The organism is Pseudomonas sp. MWU13-2105 (assembly GCF_023242315.1).
Lineage (GTDB): Bacteria > Pseudomonadota > Gammaproteobacteria > Pseudomonadales > Pseudomonadaceae > Aquipseudomonas.
Window position 1 is genome coordinate 59,730 of record NZ_JALLIY010000024.1, and the last position, 21,717, is coordinate 81,446.

Consider the following 21,717-nt stretch of genomic DNA (forward strand, 5'->3'; position numbering starts at 1 on the left):
GCTCAAGGCAGCAGATACCCGCGTACCCCGGTAAAGATAATCTGCGCCGCCAGGGCGCAGACGAACAGCCCCATCAGGCGACTGACGATCTGCAAGCCCTGGTCGCCGAGGATGCGTTCGATCCGGTTGGACAGGTACAGCACCACTCCGACGGTCAGGCTCGCCAGGGCGATACTGATAATGGCAAAGAGCTTGTCGTCCCAGTGCGGCTGGCTGACCCCCATGACCAGCAGGGCCCCGATGGTGCCGGGGCCGACGGTCAGGGGGATGGTCAGCGGGACGATGGTCACGTCCTGCTGCACATTGTCGGTCTGCACCGCCGATTTACCCTGGGCCATGCCCAGCGCCGAAATAAACAGCACGCTGCCCGCGCCGATGCGGAAGGCATCCACGGTGATGCCGAACACGCTGAAGATCACCCGTCCGAACAGATACAGCAGCACGCTGGACACCAGCGTCGCCAATGCGACCTTCCAGGCCAGGCGTCGCCGCTCCTTGCTGGAGTAACCACGGGTCAGGCTGATAAAGCAGGACAGGACGAAGAATGGGCTGTAGAGCACCAGCATCTTCAGGTAAACGCTGAATAACACGTGGAGCATGGTGTGGGCTCGTGACGGAGGAGGGCGACGGCAGTCTATCAGGCGTTGCCCACGCTGTCGGCTCTGTCCGGGAACGGGCCGGGATGATTTTCAGGGGGCGGGGTTTGGCCCTGCCATCAAGGCGTCGGGACCTGGGCCTGCTGCTGGGCGCGCTCGGCTACCCAGTGCTCCACCAGTTCGCGCAATTGCGAGAGTTCTACCGGCTTGGCCATATGCCCATCCATTCCGGCCTGTCGCGCGCGTTCCTTGTGTTCGGTGAGAATGTGCGCGGTTAGCGCTACTACCGGGGTGCGTACGCGCTGGTTGCCGACTTCCCAGGCGCGCAATTGCTGGGTGGCGGAAAAACCGTCGAGAATCGGCATCTCGCAGTCCATCAGCACCAGATCGTAGCGCTGGGCCTTCATCGCCCGCAGGGCCTCTTCGCCATTGCTGGCGGTGTCGGGCTTGAGGTTGAGCTTGCCGAGCATGCCGCGAATCACTTTGGTGGAGATGCTGTTGTCTTCGGCCACCAGGATGCGGAAGTCACTCGGTACGGTGATCGGCTCCACCACCTCGGGACTCGCCGTGGGCGTAGGTGTCGGACCCTGGCCCGGCCGCTTGTCGCGCTGGGCCAGTTCGTCGGCCAGGGTGGTCTTGAGGGTGTAGCCGGCCACCGGCTTGGCGAGGATGCGCTTGACCCCGGCATTGCGCGCGATGATCTTGCTCGGCGCGTTGCTGATGCCGGTGAGCATGATCAGCAGGATGTCGTGGTTCAGGCTCGGGTCTTCCTTGATCTTCGCCGCCAGTTGCATGCCGGTCATGCCGGGCATGTTCTGGTCCAGCAGCACCGCGTCGAAGTAGTCGCGCAGGTGGGCCTTGGTCCGCAGCAGTGCCAGGGCTTCCTTGCCCGACGGCACGGCACTGACGTTCAGGCCCCAGGCGCTGCATTGCTGCACCAGCACCTTGCGGCAGGTGTCGTTGTCGTCGACCACCAGCACCCGTGCGCCGCGCAGCGGACCGTCGAGGTCGGAGGTCGGGTTCTCCAGGTGCAACGGGTCCAGCGGCAAGGTCAGCCACAGGGTGCTGCCCTGATGGGTGCCGCTCTTGATGCCGAACTCGCCTTGCATCAGTTGCACCAACTGGCGGGCGATCACCAGCCCGAGGTTGCCGCCCAGGCGGGTCGCGGCGAGGAAGTTCTTGCTCTGCAGTTCGGCGTGGAGCAGGGCGTCGCGTTCTTCGTCGCCCATCGGCACGCCGCTGTCCTGCACCGCGATGCGCAGGCGCGGCTGGCCGCTGCGCTCGTCGAGGGCGACGACAATCAGGATCTCGCCCTCGTCGGTTTTCTTCAGGGCGTGTTCCAGCAGGCTCAGCAGGGTCTGGCGCAAGCGCGTCGGGTCACCGCTGATCACCCGTGGGACCTGGGGCTGGATAAAGCTGATCAGCTCGACATTCTGCTGCTCGGCCCGGGCGCGGAAAATACTCAGGCAGTCATCGATCAGGGCGTTGAGGTCGAACTGCACGTCATCCAGCTCGATCTGCCCGGACTCCAGCTTGGAGATATCGAGGATCTCGTTGATCAGGGTCAGCAACTCGTTACCGGCGCTGTGGATGGTCTGTACATAGTCGCGTTGCTTGACCGACAACGGCGTGCCCAGGAGCAGTTCGGTCATGCCCAGCACGCCGTTCATCGGCGTGCGGATCTCGTGGCTGATCTTCGCCAGGAACTCGGCCTTGGCGGCGATCTCCGCGTTGCTCGCCGCCAGGTCGCGGCTGAGGCTGAACTGGTCTTCGGTGATGCTGCGCCGGCGCTCGCCGAGGGCCACGCTCATCAACAGGCCGCTGATGCAGATAAATACCAGCAATGCGACGATCAGGCCTTGCGGCGCCACGAGGGTCAGCCCCAGCAGCGCGGGCAGGATCACCAGCGTGCCGATGTTGAAGACCACCATGGCCACCACGAACAGCCGCGCCGGGCGGTAGCCCCTCTGCCAGTGATAGGCGGAGACCAGCAGGATGCTCAGGCTCGCCAGGCCCACCAGGCCATAGGTCATGATGTTCAGCGGCAGGGTGTCGACGAACAACAGCAACAGGCCGCCGAGGCTGATGACCAGGATGTCGCCCAGCAGCAGCTTGTTCAGTGGATGCGGGCCCAACTGGGAAAAGAACGAGTAGGTGAACATCAATCCGCAGGGGGCGGTCAGCAGCAGCGCCACGTAGGAGGCGGGCGTCTGCGCGCCATGCCAGTCGGGCAGCCAGGGGCCGACCAGGTTCAGCAGGAACAGCGCGCTGAGCAGCAGGAAGCTCTCGCAGGCCGCCAGCCACAGGCTGCTGCGCGAGCGGGTGTAGGCGAAGCGGATCAGGTTGTGCAGGATCAGCATCGTCAGGCAGCCGAACAGCAGGCCATAGAGCAGTGACTGGCTCTGGTCGGCGGCGACGCTGATGGCCGGTTCGAGGGTGATGTGCGGGCGCAGCTCGTGCTTGGATACCAGCCTGAGGTAGATATCCAGCGGTCGGTTGCTTTGTACCAGCGGCAGCATGAAATCGCTGCTGGGCAGTGGCCGTTCGGCCTGGGGCAGGTCGTTGCCGGTGCGCACCTGGGCGATCAGGCTGTCGCCGTCGAGGGTATAGAGGTCGAGACGGGCCAGGTCGGGGGCGAACACCCGCAGGACTTGTTCGTGGCTACCCGGTTGCAGGCGAAAACGCAGCCACAAGGCGCCTTCGGGCTGGGCGGCGGTCAGGCGTTCAAGCTCGACCGGACTGAATTGGTTGGTGTAGCGCGAAGAGCGGATATCGCTCAATTGCAGGTCGGCCTGATCGTCAAACAATGACGCCCAGCCAATGCCTTGCGAGGCCTGGGCCGGAGCAAGGCAGAGCAGGGTCAGCAAGCTGACAGTAAAACCTATGGCGATCCTGAGCCAGCGCACGGCGAAATCCCTTCGTAGGTTGATGCCTGGTGATAACTATGCGCAGGGCTGGAATAGTTCGGCAAGGGCTGAAGGCCCTTGCCTATCCCTTCGGATAGTTTATTCCTTTGAGTCTGCGCGTTCGCGTGCAATTGCACGATAGCCGATATCGCTACGGTAGAAGCAGCCGTCCCAATCAATCTTAGCCGCGAGCTTGTAAGCTTGCTGCTGTGCGGCGCCGACACTGTTGCCCAGGGCTGTGGCGCAGAGTACGCGCCCGCCGGAGGTTACGACCTGGCCATCCTTCAGCGCGGTACCGGCGTGAAAGACTTTGCCTTCCAGGCTCGCGGCCGCATCCAGGCCCTTGATCAGCGCGCCCTTGGCGTAGTCGCCCGGGTAGCCGCCGGCGGCCAGGACGATGCCCAGGCTCGGACGCGGGTCCCATTGGGCTTCGATCTTGTCCAGGGCCTGGGCCAGCGCGGCCTCGATCAGCAGGATCAGGCTCGATTGCAGGCGCAGCATCACCGGTTGGGTTTCCGGGTCGCCGAAGCGGCAGTTGAACTCGATGACTTTCGGGTTGCCGGCCTGGTCGATCATCAGCCCCGCGTAGAGGAAACCGGTGTAGACGTTGCCTTCGGCGGCCATGCCGCGCACGGTGGGCCAGATCACCTGGTCCATGACCCGCTGGTGCACCTCGGCGGTGACCACCGGTGCCGGTGAGTAGGCGCCCATGCCACCGGTGTTCGGGCCGCTATCGCCGTCGCCGACGCGCTTGTGGTCCTGGCTGGTGGCCATGGGCAGGACGTTCTTGCCGTCGACCATGACGATAAAGCTGGCTTCTTCGCCGTCGAGGAATTCCTCGATGACCACCCGCGAACCGGCTTCACCGAAGGCATTGCCGGCAAGCATGTCACGCACGGCGTCTTCGGCTTCGCCCAGGGTCATGGCGACGATCACGCCCTTGCCGGCGGCCAGGCCGTCGGCCTTGATCACGATCGGGGCGCCTTTTTCCCGCAGATAGGCCAGGGCCGGCTCGATCTCGGTGAAGTTCTGGTAGTCGGCGGTCGGGATCTTGTGACGGGCCAGGAAGTCCTTGGTGAAGGCCTTGGAGCCTTCGAGCTGGGCGGCGCCGGCGGTCGGACCGAAGCAGTCCAGGCCACGGGCACGGAACAGGTCGACGACACCGGCGACCAACGGTACTTCCGGACCGACGATGGTCAGGGAAACGTTTTTCTCGGCAAAGTCCGCGAGCTGCTCCAGGGCCAGGACGTCGATGGCGACGTTCTCGCACTTGGCCTCGATGGCGGTACCGGCGTTGCCCGGAGCCACGAAGACTTTCTCGACACGCGGGTCCTGCGCCACTTTCCAGGCCAGGGCGTGTTCACGGCCACCGCTGCCGATGATCAAGACATTCATTTCAAAAACCTCGATGACGCTGAATTCTAAGAGAGCATTGTGGGAGCGGAGCTTGCCCGCGAAGCTTTTAGCGGCCTGAAGCAAGCCACCCCCACAGGGGCTGTGTTATCAGTGACGGAAGTGGCGCATGCCAGTAAATACCATGGCGATACCCGCTTCATCCGCTGCAGCAATCACTTCATTGTCACGCATCGAGCCGCCCGGCTGGATCACCGCGGTGATACCGGCCTTGGCCGCATTGTCGAGACCGTCGCGGAACGGGAAGAACGCATCCGAGGCCATGACCGAACCCTGTACCTGCAGGCCAGCATGCTCGGCCTTGATTGCAGCAATGCGAGCGGAGTTGACACGGCTCATCTGGCCGGCGCCGACACCGATGGTCTGGCGGTTCTTGGCGTAGACGATGGCGTTGGACTTGACGTACTTGGCGACTTTCCAGGCGAAGATCAGGTCGTGGATCTCTTGCTCGGTCGGTGCGCGCTTGGTCACGACCTTCAGGTCGTCGCTGCTGATCATGCCGATATCGCGGCTCTGCACCAGCAGGCCACCGTTGACACGCTTGTAGTCCCAGGCCGGGGCACGGTTGGCGTCCCACTGACCACAGACCAGCAGGCGCACGTTGGCTTTGGCGGCGACAACGGCACGCGCCGCTTCGCTCACCGACGGGGCGATGATCACTTCGACGAACTGACGCTCGACGATGGCCTTGGCGGTTTCCGCATCCAGTTCGCGGTTGAAGGCGATGATGCCGCCGAAGGCCGATTCGCTGTCGGTGGCATAGGCCAGTTCGTAGGCCTGGCGGATACCGCCTTCGGCGTCCGGGCTCACGGCCACGCCGCACGGGTTGGCGTGCTTGACGATGACGCAGGCCGGCTTGACGAAGCTCTTCACGCATTCCAGCGCGGCGTCGGTATCGGCCACGTTGTTATAGGAGAGTTCCTTGCCTTGCAGCTGGGTGGCGGTGGCGATGCCGACTTCGGCGGGCTTGGCTTCCACGTAGAACGCCGCGCTCTGGTGCGGGTTCTCGCCGTAGCGCATTTCCTGGGCCTTGATGAACTGGCTGTTGAAGGTCCGCGGAAATTCGCTACGGCCTTCTGTGCTCAGGGTCTCGGCGGCCTGGTTCACGGTGCCCAGGTAGTTGGCGATCATGCCGTCATAGGCCGCGGTGTGTTCGAAGGCCTTGAGCATCAGGTCGAAGCGCTGGGCGTAGGTCAGGCCACCGGCCTTGAGGTTGTCCAGGACCTGGCCATAATCGCTGGCGTTGACCACGATGGCCACGTCCTTGTGGTTCTTGGCCGCCGAGCGGACCATGGTCGGGCCGCCGATATCGATGTTCTCGATGGCGGTCGGCAGGTCACAGCCGGGCTTGTTGATGGTGGCTTCGAACGGGTAGAGGTTGACCGCCACCAGGTCGATCGGCTTGATGCCGTGTTCGTTCATGATGGCGTCGTCGATGCCGCGACGACCGAGGATACCGCCGTGGATTTTCGGGTGCAGGGTCTTCACCCGGCCATCCATCATTTCCGCGAAGCCGGTGTAGTCCGCGACTTCCACCGCGGCCACGCCGTTGTCCCGCAGCAGCTTGAAGGTCCCGCCGGTGGAGAGGATCTCCACGCCCAGGGCTTCCAGCTCCTTGGCGAATTCGAGGATCCCGGTCTTGTCGGAAACACTGATCAAGGCGCGGCGGATCGGCAGGCGGGTAGTCTGGTCGGTCATCTCAATTTCCATCAAAAGCAAAGGAGTCAGCAAAAAAGGCGACCGTTTTAACGCGGGCGCCTTTCTGGTTTGATTGAATGCTTACAACAAATCGTACTGTTTGAGTTTCTTGCGCAAGGTGCCGCGGTTCAGGCCGAGCAGCTCGCTGGCCTTGGTCTGGTTGCCCTTGACGTAGTTCATCACGCTTTCCAGCAAGGGCGCCTCGACTTCCGAGAGCACAAGGTTGTACACGTCCGTGACGGCCGCGCCCTCAAGGTGGGCGAAATAATTGTGCAGCGCCTTCTCGACACTCCCGCGAAGGGTCTGGCCTTCTTCGCTGGGCGTGTTGAGGTGCTGTTTCAAATTGACGTTGTCGCTCACGGGCGTTGTTCCACTCACTAAAGTCTCGGTCATCATCGTCATGCGGCCACCCCTCTTCCTTCCCCTGTCACCAGGCTCTTGTAACGCTCGGCAAAGAACTCCCGAACGTTGGCGCATTGTGCTTCCGTATCTTCCACACGATTGAAGTGGGCGCGAAACTCCTTGGCGCCCGGCAAGGTTGCGAGATACCAGCCGACGTGCTTGCGGGCGATACGCACACCCATCACCTCCCCATAGAAGGCATGCAACGCGGCCAGATGCTCTAGCAGAATACGTTCCACCTCGAACAGTTCCGGTGCCGGGAGGGTTTCACCGGTACGCAGAAAGTGCTCGATCTCACGAAAAATCCATGGCCGCCCCTGGGCGGCCCGGCCGATCAACAGGCCGTCGGCACCGGTCGCGTGCAGCACGTGCCGGGCTTTCTCAGCCGAATCGATGTCGCCGTTGGCGAAGACCGGGATCGACACCGCCTGCTTGATCGCGGCAATGGTGTCGTACTCGGCTTCACCGGTATACAGGTCGGCACGGGTTCGCCCGTGCACCGCCAGCGCCGTGATGCCCGCCTGTTCGGCAATCTTCGCCACCGTCAGGCCGTTCTTGTTCGCCCGGTCCCAGCCGGTGCGGATCTTCAGGGTGACCGGGACCTCCACCGCCGCCACGACAGCGTGCAGGATCTCGCTCACCAGTGCTTCGTCTTTCAGTAACGCCGAGCCGGCGGCCTTGTTGCAGACCTTCTTCGCCGGACATCCCATGTTGATATCGATAATCTGTGCGCCCAGCTCGACATTGGCCCGGGCCGCCTGCGCCAGCATCTGTGCGTCGCCACCGGCGATCTGCACCGAGCGGGGCTCGGGATCGCCTTCGTGGATCATGCGCAGACGCGATTTGCGGCTGTTCCACAAGCTCATGTCGCTGGTGACCATTTCCGAGACTACAAGACCCGCGCCCAGGCGTCGGCACAACTGACGAAAGGGCTGGTCGGTGACGCCCGCCATGGGGGCGAGAATCAAGCCATTGTGCAATGTATATGGGCCGATGCGTACCGCCGACATAGGACTTCCCTGTTGTGGGGCCGGATCATGAGAGTTCGAAAAAGGGTTGGCATGATACCCGCTCTCGATGACTGGATAAAGGCAAAATTGGATAAAATCTGAGCAGTTATTCGCTTATCGCTGGCGGTTTGGTTGCCGCCGGAAAACTGCCGTCCCGCCGGGCGATGGGCGCCAGCTACTCGGGCGAGTGGAAGCTCAAGCTGTAGTTCACGGCCTTGGCCCCCGGGTCGAGGATGTCCAGGGCGATATGAATCGGTGTCTGCGGTGGCATTTCGCCTTGGCCGGCGAGGTCGCCACTGAGGTATTCGGCGGGTTTGAAACGGCGGCTGGCGATCAGATGGCCGTTCAGGTCGGCGAAGCGCAGCTCCAGCAGCGGGAAAGGCTGGGAGAACGGCGCGCGGTTGTAGATGATCGCGTCGACCACCAGGGCACCGGCAAAGTCCGGGTGGCTGCGCACCACCAGATTGCTGCTCTTGATCCGGGCGATATCGACTTTTGATGGCACTTTGCAGCCTATTTCCGGGCACAGTTGCTGGAACCAGGGGCGGTACTGATCCTGGCGCGCCAGTTCGTCGAAGTGATAACCGACGTATTGGCCGAGCAGGGCGCCGGCCGCCAGTAGCACTAGCAGCAGCCAGAGCAGGCGCCGGCCCCAGGGCGAGCGGCGGCGTTGCCAGTCGAGCTGGATCGGGTCGTCGACCAGGTCCAGCAGCACGTCGTCGTGCAGGCCGGGCTCGTTGCGCTCACGCTTGGGCTTGGATTTCCTGCGTTCGTCTTCGACGGGCGCTTCGTCCATGTGTTCGGTCGCCGGGGCCGCGTGGAAGGCTTCGTCTTCCAGTTCGTCGTGCTCGAGCTGCAGGCGGGGGACGGGCGGTTCGTCGTCCAGGTTGGCGAGGTCGAAGGACAGCGAAGGCTCGGTACGCGCCGACCTGGGTTGTTCGGTTTTCTTTTCCGGGACCTTGGCGGCGGCCGTTTCGCCGTCATCGGCGTGCTCGGTGTCAATGTGCTGGTTCGGCGGCTCGCTGAACAGGCTGCCAGGCCATTGCTCTTCTTCAGTGTCTGGGCCGTCGCGGCGGGCGCTGAGGGACTCGCCCTTGCCGCCACGGTCCTGGCCGAAGGCCTTGGTCGGCTGGATTTCCCGTTGTTCCAGGCGTGCCAGTTCTTCGTCCAGGTCCAGGTTGTCCAGATCCAGCTCTTCGGCGGTCCATTGCCGCTGGCTGATGGCTCGTGGTTGTTCCGGCGGCTCTGGCGGCGGAGGCGGCGGAGGCGTTGGCGCTGCTGGCGGTTTTGCCGCGGCGGCGCTTGCCGCTTCCCTGGCCGCGCGTTGTTCAAGCAGTTGTCGCGCAGCGTTGAACACCTGCAGGCAGGAGCCGCAGCGAACCACACCACGGGCCACGCTCAATTGAGCGTGACTGACGCGGAAACTGGTCTGGCAATGCGGGCACTGGGTGACGAAGCTGTCGGTCATGCGGCGATCCGGTTCATGCAGGCGCCCATTCTAGCGCCGACGACCACTGATGCGCACCCAGCCATCGCGATCGGCAATCGGGTCGAGGTCGAAGTCCTGGGCATAAGCGGCGGCCACTTCCGCGCCTTGTTCGGCGAGGATCCCCGAGAGTGCCAGGCGACCGCCGGGCTTGACCAGGGTGGACAGCTGCGGCGCCAGGGACACCAGCGGGCCGGCGAGGATATTGGCCACCAGCACGTCGGCCTGGACCTGGGGCAGGTCTTGCGGCAGGTACAGGGGCAACAGCGCCTCGGCGATATGGTTACGCCCGGCGTTATCGCGGGAGGCTTCCAGGGCCTGGACGTCGATATCGGTGCCGACCGCTTCCTTGGCGCCCAGCAGCAGGGCGGCAATCGCCAGGATCCCCGAGCCGCAGCCGAAGTCCAGGACGCTGCAGTCCTTGAGGTCCTGGCCGTCGAGCCATTCCAGGCACAGCGCGGTGGTCGGGTGGGTGCCGGTGCCGAAGGCCAGGCCCGGGTCGAGCAGCAGGTTGACTGCTTCCGGTTCCGGCGCGGCGTGCCAGCTCGGGACGATCCACAAGCGGCGGCCGAAGCGCATCGGCTCGAAGTTGTCCATCCAACTGCGTTCCCAGTCCTGGTCCTCGATCACTTCGCTGTGGTGCTCGGGCAGGGGCGCACCGGTCAGCAGTTCCAGGTGCGCGAGCACGCTGGCCGCCTCGGTGCCGCCTTCGAACAGGGCCAGCAGGTGGGTGTGGGACCACAGCGGGGTGGTGTTGAGTTCCGGTTCGAAGATCGGTTGATCTTCGGCATCCATGAAGGTGACCGAAACGGCGCCGACTTCGAGGAAGGCGTCTTCGTAGGTTTCGGCTTGTTCCGGGCTGATGGCCAGGCGTACTTGCAGCCAAGGCATGGCGGGGCACCTTTGCAAAAATGGAGTGTGCAACCGCTGGGGGCTGCGAGAAACGCGCAAGTCTACTTGAGCAGCGCCTTGGGCGGTATTCAAAAAAGCGAACCTGAGCCTGGCGCAATCCCCTGTAGGCGCGTGGCTTGGTGGGAGCGGAGCTTGCCCGCGAAGCTTTTGGCGATCTTGAGAGCTCCTTCGCGAGCAAGCTCTGCTCCCACAAAGGGAGCAAAAACAACAAGGCCGCAATTAAGCGGCCTTGTCGATCGGATCACGCACTCACTGGTTCGCGAGCTTGTGCTCCAGGTAGTGGATGTTCACACCACCCTTGCAGAAGCCTTCGTCGCGAACCAGGTCGCGGTGCAGCGGGATATTGGTCTTGATCCCGTCCACCACGATTTCGTCCAGGGCGTTGCGCATGCGCGCCAGGGCTTCGTCTCGGTCCTTGCCGTAGGTGATCAGCTTGCCGATCAACGAGTCATAGTTCGGCGGTACCGCATAACCACTGTACAGGTGCGAATCGACGCGAACGCCGTTGCCGCCCGGGGCGTGGAAGTGCTTGACGGTGCCCGGGCTCGGAATGAACTTCTTCGGGTCCTCGGCGTTGATCCGGCACTCCAGGGAGTGACCGCGGATCACCACGTCCTCCTGGGTGTAGGAAAGCGGGTTGCCAGCGGCGATGCTGAGCATCTCCTTGACGATGTCGATGCCGGTGACCATTTCCGATACCGGGTGTTCCACTTGCACGCGAGTGTTCATCTCGATGAAGTAGAAGTTGCCGTTCTCGTAGAGGAACTCGAAGGTGCCGGCGCCACGGTAGTTGATGTCGATGCACGCCTTGACGCAGCGGGCGAAGACTTCCTGGCGGGCTTTTTCATCGATGCCCGGGGCCGGTGCTTCTTCCAGTACCTTCTGGTGGCGGCGCTGCAGCGAGCAGTCGCGGTCACCCAGGTGAATGGCGTGGCCCTGGCCGTCGGACAGCACCTGGACTTCCACGTGACGCGGGTTGGTGAGGAATTTTTCCAGGTACACCATCGGGTTGCCGAACGCCGCGCCGGCTTCGGTGCGGGTCAGTTTGGCCGAGGAGATCAGGTCTTCTTCCTTGTGCACCACGCGCATGCCGCGACCACCACCGCCACCGGCGGCCTTGATGATCACCGGGTAGCCGACTTCACGGCCGATGCGCAGCGCTTCTTCCTCGTCTTCCGGCAGCGGGCCGTCGGAACCGGGAACGGTCGGTACACCGGCCTTGATCATGGCGTCCTTGGCCGAAACCTTGTCGCCCATCAGGCGAATGGTGTCGGCTTGCGGGCCGATGAAGGCGAAACCGGATTTCTCGACCTGTTCGGCGAAGTCGGCGTTTTCCGCGAGGAAGCCGTAGCCCGGGTGGATCGCCGTGGCACCGGTGACTTCCGCCGCCGCGATGATGGCCGGGATGTGCAGGTAGGACTGGGCGGCAGGCGCCGGGCCGATGCACACGGATTCGTCCGCCAGGCCCAGGTGCATCAGCTCCTTGTCGGCCTTGGAGTAAACGGCGACGGTCTTGATCCCCAGTTCCTTGCACGCGCGCAGGATCCGCAGTGCAATTTCACCGCGGTTGGCGATCAGGACTTTTTCCAACTTCGCAGGTTTCGACATCGTTGTCTCTCCGCGCTTCAAACGATGGTGAACAGCGGTTGGTCGTACTCAACCGGCTGGCCGTCTTCGACGAGGATGGACTCGATCACACCGCTGCTTTCAGCTTCGATGTGGTTCATCATCTTCATGGCTTCGACGATGCACAGGATGTCGCCTTTCTTCACGCTCTGGCCGACTTCGACGAAAGATGGGGAAGCAGGCGAAGCCTTGCGATAGAAGGTACCGACCATCGGCGAACGGGCTACGGTGCCGTTCAATGCCGGGGCCGCGGCGGCGACCGGGGCGGCTGCCACGGGGGCGGCTGCCGGAGCGGCGGCAACCGGCGCGGGCATCGGTGCCGGAGCGTAGTACTGCTGCGCCGGGGTCTTGCTGTGGCGGCTGATGCGTACGGACTCTTCGCCTTCCTTGATCTCGAGCTCGTCGATACCGGATTCTTCCAGCAATTCGATCAGTTTCTTAACTTTACGGATATCCATTAATCGTCAACTCCCAAGGGTCGGTCAGGGGTGTTTAGCCTGTGATTCAAGCTGTTCCAGGGCGGCCTCCAGGGCCAGTCGATAACCGCTGGCGCCAAGGCCGCAGATCACTCCCACAGCGACATCTGAAAAGTAGGAGTGATGGCGGAAAGGTTCGCGTTTGTGCACGTTCGACAAATGCACTTCGATGAATGGGATGCTCACCGCCAGCAGCGCGTCACGTAATGCGACACTTGTATGCGTAAAAGCCGCTGGATTGATCAGTATGAAGTCCACGCCTTCGCCACGGGCGGCGTGGATCCGCTCGATCAGTTCGTACTCGGCGTTGCTTTGCAGGTACAGCAGATGGTGCCCGGCCTCGCGGGCCCGGCGCTCCAGGTCCTGGTTGATCTCGAGCAGCGTCACCGCGCCGTAGACACCCGGCTCGCGGGTGCCGAGCAGGTTCAGGTTGGGTCCGTGCAGGACCAGTAGGGTCGCCATCGGTTGTTCCTTGTTATTCACGTGCAGTTGTCGGTGCGGGCCGACTATGCCGGAAAGCTTTGGCGACTGTCCAGTTACCTGCAATAGCCAGCACGATGTCCGATGTTCGCGCGAAATTTATGACTGATTTCTCGGATCCAGTCATTCGTCGCGGCGGCCGGTTCGACGAAGTTCGCCGCGGCGCTGTCACCGATGCCTGTTCGCAAGGGCGATTTTGCTGCTGTTGCGGACGCGGGACGGGGCTGCAGGGCGGGGTTCGGGGGCTGTCAGACGCGGAAGGCCTGCACGGCGGTACGCAACTGCCCGCCCAGCACCAGCAGGTGTTCGCCCTGGCTGCGGCCTTCGCCGATGCGCAGCAGGTTGTCGCCACCGAGTTGGTGGATACGCTCGCTGTGATCGCGAATTTCACTGACCGCACCGCTTTGTTGGGCGGTGACATCGGCGATGCGCACCGCAGTCTCGGCGATGGTCTGGATTGCGCCGACAATCTTGTCCAGCGCGCCGTCCGCCGCCTGGGCCTGGCTGGCCGTGGCTTCGGCATGTTCGACTTGCGCGCGCATGCCTTCCACTGACTGCCGCGCCGCGCTTTGCAGGCCGGCGATCAGGGTCTGGATCTCGCCCGTGGCCCCGGCGGTGCGTTGCGCCAGGCTGCGTACTTCTTCGGCGACCACGGCGAAGCCACGGCCCATTTCCCCGGCGCGGGCGGCTTCGATGGCGGCATTGAGCGCCAGCAGGTTGGTCTGGTCGGCAATCGAGCGGATCACCGTCAGCACGCCACCGATGGTGGCCGATTCCTCGGCGAGTTTCTCGATCATCTGCGCGTTACCCTGGACTTCGCCCACCAGCGCGTGCAAACCGGTCAGGCTCAGGCCGATGACCTGCTGGCCGTGTTCGACCGCGCTGCCGGCGCTGCGGCTGGCATCGGCGGCCTGGCTGGCGTCGCCTGCGACTTGCTGGATGGTGGCTTCCAATTCACCGAGGGCGTCGCGGATCTGCGCGGTATCGCCGGCCTGGCGCTCGGCGCCGCTGTGCAGGCCGCCGCTGAGGTCGGCCAGGGCACGGCTGCTGCCGGCGACTTCCTCGGCGTTCTGCCGGATGGTGCCCACCAGGTCCACCAGATAGGCGCGCAGGCGGTTCAGCGAGGCTTCGATATCGTGCAGTTCGCGGTTGGTCTTGCCCAGTTGGATATCCCGGCTGAAATCGCCTTCGGCCCAGGTCGAGAGTGCCGGCGCGAGGTTGCTCAGGACCCGTGACAGCTTGCGCTGCAGGGTATCGATCAACAGGGCGATCAGCAGGATCAGGCCGATCATTAAGCCCTGTATCAGTCGCACGTCGCCCTGGATCTTGCCATGCTGGGCACGGACCACCGGCTCCAGCGCGGCGATCGCCTGTTGCACGGCGTTGATCTTGAGGTGGGTCGCCGTCGCCAGGTCCGAGCGCTTCTGGATCTGCTCGCGGGTGCGGCTCAGCTCCGCCGGGTAGCGGCTCAGCAGGCCGTGCAGTTCGCGCTTGAGGTCGACGCCGGTGTCCTGGGCCACGGCTTTTTCCGTGTTCTCCAGGCCCATCATGGCACTGAAATCGTCGCTGTTGGATTCGCTGCTGGCGGTTACGCCGAGCAGGGGCAGGGCTTCCAGTTGTTCGGCCTGGCCGCGGATGCTCGCCAGTTCGCGCTCGACGTCGGCGGCCAGTTCGCTGCGCCCGCTGCTGACCAGCTTGTCCCGCGCCAGGCTCAACCTGGCCAGGTGTGAGGAAGCCGTCAGCAGCAGGGGCAGGTAGGCCGCCGCTTCCGGCGCCTTGGTTTGGGTCGCGTATTGGCTCAGTTGATCGAGGTTCCCGCCCAGCTCGCGTTCGGCCTGGAGCAACAGGGCTTGCGGGTCGCCAGCCAGTTTGCCGGCGGCAAGCAACTCGGTCTTGCTGAAGTCGTTGAGGGCGGCGAGGCTCGGGCGCAGGCTGGCGGTCATGTCCGGCGGCAGGGCGCCGAGCTGCTTTTCCAGCTGCTCGATGGCCTGGCTCGCACTGCTCAGGCGCAGGGCGTCGCCGCTACCCAGGTAGTCTTCGATATTGCGCGCCGCCTGGTTCTGGAACTGCTGCGACAGGCTGAGGTAACGCTCCATCAGTTGGTAGGGGCGCTCCAGCGCCTGTTGCGACCACCAGAGCGTGGCTCCGAGCGCCAGGCATACGGCGACGAGCAACAGGGTGTTGAGATTGGTCAGCAGCTTCAGGCGCATTCAGGATTCTATCCACGACAAAAGTGGTAAGTGCCTGAAGTTATTGCTGTTTTGTTACAGTGTCATGACCGAGTCGGTGGAATCCGATGAAAAGCTGGCACTTTGCCTTGCCGCTTGCACGCGGTTGCGTCCGGCATGTTTGGCGCGGTAGAGCGCTTCGTCGGCCTGGGTCGCCATCATCAGGCCGTCGGAATCGGCTTGCAATTCGACCACCCCGGCGCTGAAGGTGCACCAGAGGTCCTGGGGTTGCGCGGGGTAGTGGATTTCCGCGAAGCGCTGGCGAATTTCATCCAGTACTTTAACGGCCGACTCAATGTCGGTGTCAGGCATGACGATGGCGAATTCTTCGCCGCCATAACGGCCGATAAAGTCGGTCTTGCGCAGGCGTTGCTTGAGAAACAGCGCCAGGCTCTTGATCACCCGGTCGCCCATGGGGTGGCCGTGGCTGTCGTTGACCCGCTTGAAGTGATCGATATCGAGCATCGCGAAGCTCAGCGGCTTGCACTCGCGGCGCGCGCGGAAACTGCAGTCTTCGAGCAGTTGCAGGATATGGGTGTGGTTGTACAGGCCGGTGAGGCTGTCGCGGACCATCCGTGCCTTGAGGTTGCGGGCGCGGGCGGCGCGGTTGCGCACGGTGGTGATCAGGTGGCGCGGCTTGATCGGTTTGGTCAGGAAGTCGTCGCCGCCTTCGCTCATGGCATCGAGCTGCTTGTCCAGGTCGTCTTCGGCCGACAGGTAGATGATCGGCACGCTGACATAACGGTCGTTGTGGCGGATCACCTTGGCCAGTTCCGTGCCGGTGCAGGCCGGCATGTACATGTCGAGGATGATCAGGTCGGGCTGGAAGTCCGCCAGTTCGGCCATGGCCTGGATCGGATCAATCAGGGTCCGGGTGACGATCCCGGCGCTGTTGAGCAGGCGTTCGGCGTGCAGCGCCTGGGCCCGCGAGTCGTCGATGATCAGCACCTTGTACGGATCGTATTGGGCGACGCAGGTGAGGATTTCGATTTTTTCCAGCAGGCTGGAAGCTTCCAGGGTCCCGGTGAGGAACTCCTGGCCGCCGGCGCGCACGGCGGCCAGGCGGGTCGGGGTGTCGGTTTCATGGAGACTGAAGAACAACAGCGGCAACTTGTGTTCCAGGCCCAGCTGCGCTTCGGCGGCCAGGTGCAGGCCCATGCCGGCGCCACTGAAGTCGACGTCCATGACGATGGCCGAAGGCAAGCGCTCGGCCATTGACGAACGGAACGCCGCGACACTTTCCAGCGACTGGGCCGTGAGGCCGAAGAATTCCAGTTGCTTGGCCAGGCGCTCGGCGCGGTCGTGGTCTTGCAGCATCACGTAGACCGGCTTGCGCAGCGGCGGCAGGAAGGTGTGTTCGAGCTGGTCGGCGTGGCGCAGGCCGGTGCGCGACAGGCGCTGCATCAGGCGATTGAGTTCGGTGATCAGGCGGCTGCTCAGACGCCCGCGGTTGGCGCTCACCTCTTCCAGGGAGTGGCTGATATGGCGGGCCAACTGGGTATGTTCGGGTTGTTCGAAGCGCTCGGCGAAGCGCAGCAGGCGCAGGTTGGCTTCGCTCAGCTCTGACATGTCGGCACTCGACCATTCGCTGCGCTGCAGGCGTTGCCAGATCTCGAGGATCTGCCGGGCCTGATGAATGACCCGCTGGGCAAAGTGCTGCTTGAGGCGCTCGCGGCTGGGGTCTTCTGGCTCGGTCATATCCTGACTACTAGTTAGGGGAACGGCTGGGGTCGACTAATGGCTCTATGCTAGCAGCTCTTTTCGTCTATGGCGGTGTCATCCGTCAATTAACCTGATTCATTTGATGACCCATGGGTTTCGCGGTTTTGCTTCCTGCAACAGAAGCGCAGAGGTCGTATCGAGGAGGCGTCCCGCCGGGGCTTGATTTATAGTGCTCGCACGGATGGCAACGCTGCCGTGCCCTTGACCTTGCGCAATGCCGGGAAAGGCACGATGGAGCAGGGTTGTGGTCGAACCGATGAATTCAGGAAAAGGATAGAGCCATGCTGGACTGGAAAAACCGCGAAGACAGCGCGCCGGAGCGTGCCGCCGAAGCCAAGTCGGCGACCCGTGGTTACTTGCGCGGGATGCTGTTCAGTCGCGCTTTGGCGACCCTGCTGGGCTTGTACCTGCTGGCCACGATCCTCATCGGTTGGTACTGGAGCCAGGAACCGGCGTTGTTTCCAGTGCAGCAGAACGCCCAACTGGCCGCCGAGAAGGAAGGCCGCAAGATGGTGGTGGGCTACACCACCGTGGAAACCCTCAAGAGCGTGGCTGGCACCTTGCTCAACAAGCCCGGTGGCTACCTGTCCAACGACCGCTTTCCGCCAGGTGTCTGGCTGGACAATATCCCCAGTTGGGAATACGGCGTGCTGGTCCAGGTCCGCGATCTGACCCGTGCCCTGCGCAAGGACTTCGCGCGTTCCCAGTCGCAATCGGCTGAAGATGCCGACCTGGCCAAGGCCGAACCGCGCTTCAACTTCGACAACAAGAGCTGGATGCTGCCGTCCAGCGAGTCGGAGTACCAGGAAGGGATCAACTCCCTGAGCCGTTACCAGGCCCGCTTGTCCGACCCGAACCAGAACAACGCGCTGTTCTATGCCCGGGCCGACAACCTGAACAACTGGCTCGGCGATGTCGCCACCCGTCTCGGCTCGTTGTCCCAGCGCCTGTCGGCCAGTGTCGGGCGGGTCAAGCTCAACACCGCGCTGAAAACCGAAAGCGTGATCCCGGGGCAGGTGCCGCAGGTTGACGAGGAAATCGTCGAGACCCCGTGGTTGCAGATCGACAATGTGTTCTATGAGGCGCGCGGCCAGGCCTGGGCTCTGTCGCACCTGCTGCGGGCCGTCGAGGTCGACTTCGCCGACGTCCTGGCGAAGAAGAACGCCACGGTCAGCGTGCGTCAGATCATTCGCGAACTGGAAGCCTCCCAGCAACCGGTCTGGAGTCCGATGATCCTCAATGGCAGCGGCTTCGGCATTTTGGCGAACCACTCGCTGGTGATGGCCAACTATATTTCCCGGGCTAACGCGGCGGTGATCGATTTGCGCCAACTGCTGAACCAGGGTTGAGCCATGGATAAGGCCTTGCGGGAGGCCCGGCACCGTGCCGCCTCCGACGCCGAACAGATCGCCTGGGTCGACGCCGATGACCAACTGCTCGGGGCCCTGGCCCGAGCCGAGTTGCGCGAGCGCGGGCTGATCGGGCGCGGCACCTATATCCTGCTGTTCAACTCCGCCGGCGAGCTGTGCGTGCATCGGCGCACCTTGAGCAAGGCCATCTACCCGGGTTATTGGGATGTGGCCGCTGGCGGCATGGTCCAGGCCGATGAAAGTTATGCCGAGTCCGCCGCGCGCGAACTGGAAGAGGAGCTGGGGGTCAGTGGCGTGCCGCTGACCGAGCATGAGCACTTTTTCTTCGACCAGCCGGGCAATCGCCTCTGGTGCGCGGTGTTCAGCGCGGTTTGGGACGGACCGCTGCGCTTGCAGCCGGAAGAGGTGCTTGAGGCGCGCTTTGTACCGGTCGCGCAGGCCCTGGCGGAAACCCTTGCAAAGCCCTATTGCCCGGACTCCCTGGCGGCCTTGAAACGTTATCTGCAATAACACCGTGCCGACGTCGCAAAAGCTTCATGAATTGGCGCCGATTGGCTATTGGGCCGGGGGCTTTTTGCCGTTACACTGCGCGACTTTCAAAAGCTGTGGCGGCATTGCCCGCCGCAGTTGCGCTGCCCCTGCCTGAGTGGGGCTTCGCGGTCGCAGGCCCCTCCCGGGGGTGTGACCAGTCTTTAGTCCTCCCAAGAGGATTGCCGGTGGCCAAAAAAGCCGCATCCTTCGCCGCCCTCGGTGGCCTGGTGTTTTCCACCGACGCAGGTCGACATTGTCCGGACTGTAGCCAGCCGGTGGCTGCCTGTATCTGCAAACAAAGTGTGCTCCCAGCCGGTGACGGCATTGCTCGTGTGCGCCGCGAAAGCAAGGGCCGTGGCGGCAAGACGGTGACTACTATCACTGGCGTGCCATTGGCCGAAGACGCCCTCAAGGACCTGGCGACCGCGTTGAAGAAACGCTGTGGGACCGGTGGCGCCTTGAAGGACGGCGTGATCGAGATCCAGGGCGATCATGTCGAGTTGCTGCTGGCCGAGCTGGAAAAACACGGTTTCAAGGCGAAGAAGTCCGGCGGCTAGCAGCCTCTGTGAAAACCACTGTGAAGTTGACCCGCCGGCCCGGCTGAACGAGGTCGGGCTGTCGTCCCCATGGTTTTCACAGAGGCTGTTCCCGAACAGCCTCTAAACTCGGTGCTGGATTCAGGGTCTGAACCTCCTGTATGCAGGCGAATCGTCATTTTCATTCTTTAGACTGCGCGCAGCCTGGACCCAGGTGGCGCTATTTGACTTCTTTATAGGGGACTTCGATGTCCGTACGACGCACACGCAAAGACGATGGCAGCCAATGGACAGTTGCGGACAGCCGCAGTGTTTATGGGATTCGCCATTGGGGGGCCGGGTATTTCGCGATCAATGACGCCGGTCGCGTCGAGGTTCGTCCGAACGGTCCGAGCAGTTCGCCCATCGATCTCTTCGAGCAGGTCGACGAACTGCGCAAGAGTGGTTTGTCCTTGCCGTTGCTGGTGCGCTTCCCGGATATCCTGCAGGACCGTGTCCGCCAGTTGACCGGGGCCTTTGACGCCAACATCGAACGCCTGGAATACCAGAGCAAGTACACCGCGCTGTACCCGATCAAGGTCAACCAGCAGGAAGCGGTGATCGAGAACATCATCGCCACCCAGAACGTCTCCATCGGCCTGGAAGCCGGTTCCAAGCCGGAGCTGCTGGCGGTGCTGGCGCTGGCGCCGAAGGGCGGCACCATTGTCTGCAACGGCTACAAGGATCGTGAGTTCATTCGCCTCGCGCTGATGGGCCAGAAGCTCGGTCACACGGTGTTTATCGTGATCGAGAAAGAATCCGAGGTCGAACTGGTGATCGAGGAGGCGGCGGCCCTCAAGGTCAAGCCGCGGATCGGCCTGCGGGTGCGTCTGTCGTCCCTGGCCTCGAGCAAGTGGGCCGATACCGGTGGCGAGAAGTCCAAGTTCGGTCTCTCGGCGGCGCAGTTGCTGTCGGTGGTCGAGCGCTTCCGCGACGCCGGCCTGGACCAGGGCATTCGCTTGCTGCACTTCCACATGGGGTCGCAGATCGCCAACCTGGCGGACTACCAGTATGGTTTCAAGGAAGCGATCCGCTATTACGGCGAACTGCGCAACCTCGGCCTGCCGGTGGACCACATCGACGTCGGCGGCGGCCTGGGCGTGGACTACGACGGTACCCATTCGCGCAACGCCAGCTCGATCAACTACGACATGGACGACTACGCCGGTGTCGTGGTCGGCATGCTCAAGGAATTCTGCGATGCGCAGAACCTGCCGCATCCGAACATCTTTTCCGAGAGCGGTCGTTCGCTGACCGCCCACCACGCCATGCTGGTGGTGCAGGTGACCGACGTCGAGAAACACAACGACGACGTGCCGCACATCGATAACCCCGAGAACCTGCCGGAAACCGTGCAGTGGCTGGTGGAGTTGCTGGGGCCGACCGATATCGAGATGGTCACCGAAACCTACTGGCGCGCCACGCACTACATGAGCGATATCGCCACCCAGTACGCCGACGGCAAGCTGACCCTGGCCGAGAAAGCCCTGGCCGAGCAGTGCTATTTCGCGGTCTGCCGGCGCCTGCACAACTCGTTGAAGGCCCGCCAGCGTTCGCACCGCCAGGTGCTCGACGAACTCAACGACAAGCTGGCCGACAAGTACATCTGCAACTTCTCGGTATTCCAGAGCCTGCCGGACACCTGGGCCATCGGCCAGGTCCTGCCGATCCTGCCGCTGCACCGTCTCGACGAAGAGCCGCTGCGCCGTGCCGTGCTGCAAGACCTGACCTGTGACTCCGACGGCAAGATCAAGCAGTACGTCGACGAGCAGAGCATCGAAACCAGCCTGCCGGTGCACGCCCTGAACGACGGCGAGGACTACCTGCTGGGGATCTTCCTGGTGGGCGCCTACCAGGAAATTCTCGGTGACATGCACAACCTGTTCGGTGACACCGATTCGGTGAACATCTACCAGAACCCGGATGGCAGCGTGTACCACGCCGGTATCGAAACCCATGACACCATCGAGGACATGCTGCGTTATGTGCACTTGTCGCCGGAGGAACTGATGACCCACTACCGCGACAAAGTCGCCAGTGCGAATATCAGCGTGAAAGAACGTACCCAGTATCTGGACGCCCTGCGTCTGGGGCTGACCCGCTCCTCGTACCTGTCCTCATAAGGCGACGCCAATAGTTCCTGGGAAATGGCCTTGTTTTAAGCTGGTCTTTTCCTGTGAGCTTGTAGGCGATGTCTGTTTGTGAAAGAAACCACCCTCAGAGGTGGTTTTTTTATGCTCTGAAGTCAAGATGATGGCTTCCCCTGTTCCGTGTTTTGCGTAGGCC

17 protein-coding genes are annotated in these 21,717 nt (G+C 63.1%); 4 read left to right on the forward strand and 13 right to left on the reverse strand.

Translation table 11 applies throughout. The features are described 5' to 3' along the window. Window positions 1–2: 2 nt before the first annotated feature. The 13 genes from M5B96_RS28665 to M5B96_RS28725 form a co-directional block, all read right to left on the reverse strand. Entirely contained in the window at window positions 3–599 is a 597-nt protein-coding gene (locus tag M5B96_RS28665) for a MarC family protein (protein WP_248800294.1), read from the reverse strand. Between the two features lie 116 nt (window positions 600–715). Next, the gene (locus tag M5B96_RS28670) at window positions 716–3,502 is read right to left on the reverse strand and encodes a hybrid sensor histidine kinase/response regulator (RefSeq protein WP_248800295.1); all 2,787 of its coding nucleotides are present in this window, start codon (window positions 3,500–3,502) and stop codon (window positions 716–718) included. A 99-nt stretch (window positions 3,503–3,601) separates the two neighbouring features. Beyond that, a complete protein-coding gene (gene purD, locus M5B96_RS28675; RefSeq protein WP_248800296.1) occupies window positions 3,602–4,897 on the reverse strand; it encodes a phosphoribosylamine--glycine ligase in 1,296 nt (431 codons plus the stop codon). Window positions 4,898–5,005: 108 nt separating this feature from the next. Then, entirely contained in the window at window positions 5,006–6,613 is a 1,608-nt protein-coding gene (gene purH / locus M5B96_RS28680; protein WP_248800297.1) for a bifunctional phosphoribosylaminoimidazolecarboxamide formyltransferase/IMP cyclohydrolase, read from the reverse strand. 81 nt (window positions 6,614–6,694) lie between these two features. Continuing rightward, window positions 6,695–7,015: a DNA-binding transcriptional regulator Fis gene (gene fis, locus M5B96_RS28685; protein ID WP_003186237.1), complete on the reverse strand. Its 321-nt coding sequence runs from the start codon at window positions 7,013–7,015 to the stop codon at window positions 6,695–6,697. Next, complete coding sequence (dusB, locus tag M5B96_RS28690; protein ID WP_248800298.1) at window positions 7,012–8,025, reverse strand: tRNA dihydrouridine synthase DusB; 1,014 nt, start codon at window positions 8,023–8,025, stop codon at window positions 7,012–7,014. Before dusB ends, fis begins: the two co-directional genes overlap by 4 nt. Before the next feature lie 175 nt (window positions 8,026–8,200). After that, entirely contained in the window at window positions 8,201–9,493 is a 1,293-nt protein-coding gene (locus tag M5B96_RS28695) for a DUF3426 domain-containing protein (protein WP_248800299.1), read from the reverse strand. Between the two features lie 30 nt (window positions 9,494–9,523). After that, on the reverse strand, window positions 9,524–10,402 hold the full coding sequence (gene prmA, locus M5B96_RS28700) for a 50S ribosomal protein L11 methyltransferase (protein ID WP_248800300.1): 879 nt from the start codon (window positions 10,400–10,402) through the stop codon (window positions 9,524–9,526). Between the two features lie 270 nt (window positions 10,403–10,672). After that, window positions 10,673–12,031: an acetyl-CoA carboxylase biotin carboxylase subunit gene (gene accC / locus M5B96_RS28705; RefSeq protein WP_248800301.1), complete on the reverse strand. Its 1,359-nt coding sequence runs from the start codon at window positions 12,029–12,031 to the stop codon at window positions 10,673–10,675. Between the two features lie 17 nt (window positions 12,032–12,048). Beyond that, window positions 12,049–12,507 (reverse strand): acetyl-CoA carboxylase biotin carboxyl carrier protein, encoded by a 459-nt coding sequence (accB, locus tag M5B96_RS28710; protein ID WP_248800302.1) that lies wholly within the window; start codon window positions 12,505–12,507, stop codon window positions 12,049–12,051. 24 nt (window positions 12,508–12,531) lie between these two features. Next, the gene (aroQ, locus tag M5B96_RS28715; protein ID WP_191485832.1) at window positions 12,532–12,987 is read right to left on the reverse strand and encodes a type II 3-dehydroquinate dehydratase; all 456 of its coding nucleotides are present in this window, start codon (window positions 12,985–12,987) and stop codon (window positions 12,532–12,534) included. Between the two features lie 266 nt (window positions 12,988–13,253). After that, the gene (locus M5B96_RS28720; RefSeq protein WP_248800303.1) at window positions 13,254–15,215 is read right to left on the reverse strand and encodes a methyl-accepting chemotaxis protein; all 1,962 of its coding nucleotides are present in this window, start codon (window positions 15,213–15,215) and stop codon (window positions 13,254–13,256) included. A 54-nt stretch (window positions 15,216–15,269) separates the two neighbouring features. Then, window positions 15,270–16,931 carry a response regulator gene (locus tag M5B96_RS28725; protein ID WP_248800304.1) on the reverse strand — a complete coding sequence of 554 codons (1,662 nt, stop codon included), beginning with the start codon at window positions 16,929–16,931 and terminating at the stop codon, window positions 15,270–15,272. A 305-nt stretch (window positions 16,932–17,236) separates the two neighbouring features. Here M5B96_RS28725 and M5B96_RS28730 point away from each other — a divergent pair, with 305 nt between their 5' ends. The 4 genes from M5B96_RS28730 (at window position 17,237) to speA (ending at window position 21,554) form a co-directional block, all read left to right on the forward strand. Continuing rightward, the gene (locus M5B96_RS28730; protein ID WP_248800305.1) at window positions 17,237–18,304 is read left to right on the forward strand and encodes a DUF2333 family protein; all 1,068 of its coding nucleotides are present in this window, start codon (window positions 17,237–17,239) and stop codon (window positions 18,302–18,304) included. A gap of 3 nt (window positions 18,305–18,307) precedes the next feature. Next, window positions 18,308–18,835 (forward strand): NUDIX hydrolase, encoded by a 528-nt coding sequence (locus tag M5B96_RS28735; protein WP_248800306.1) that lies wholly within the window; start codon window positions 18,308–18,310, stop codon window positions 18,833–18,835. Window positions 18,836–19,041: 206 nt separating this feature from the next. Then, complete coding sequence (locus tag M5B96_RS28740; protein WP_248800307.1) at window positions 19,042–19,413, forward strand: translation initiation factor Sui1; 372 nt, start codon at window positions 19,042–19,044, stop codon at window positions 19,411–19,413. A gap of 227 nt (window positions 19,414–19,640) precedes the next feature. Beyond that, the gene (gene speA / locus M5B96_RS28745; protein ID WP_248800308.1) at window positions 19,641–21,554 is read left to right on the forward strand and encodes an arginine decarboxylase; all 1,914 of its coding nucleotides are present in this window, start codon (window positions 19,641–19,643) and stop codon (window positions 21,552–21,554) included. Window positions 21,555–21,717 lie beyond the last annotated feature (163 nt).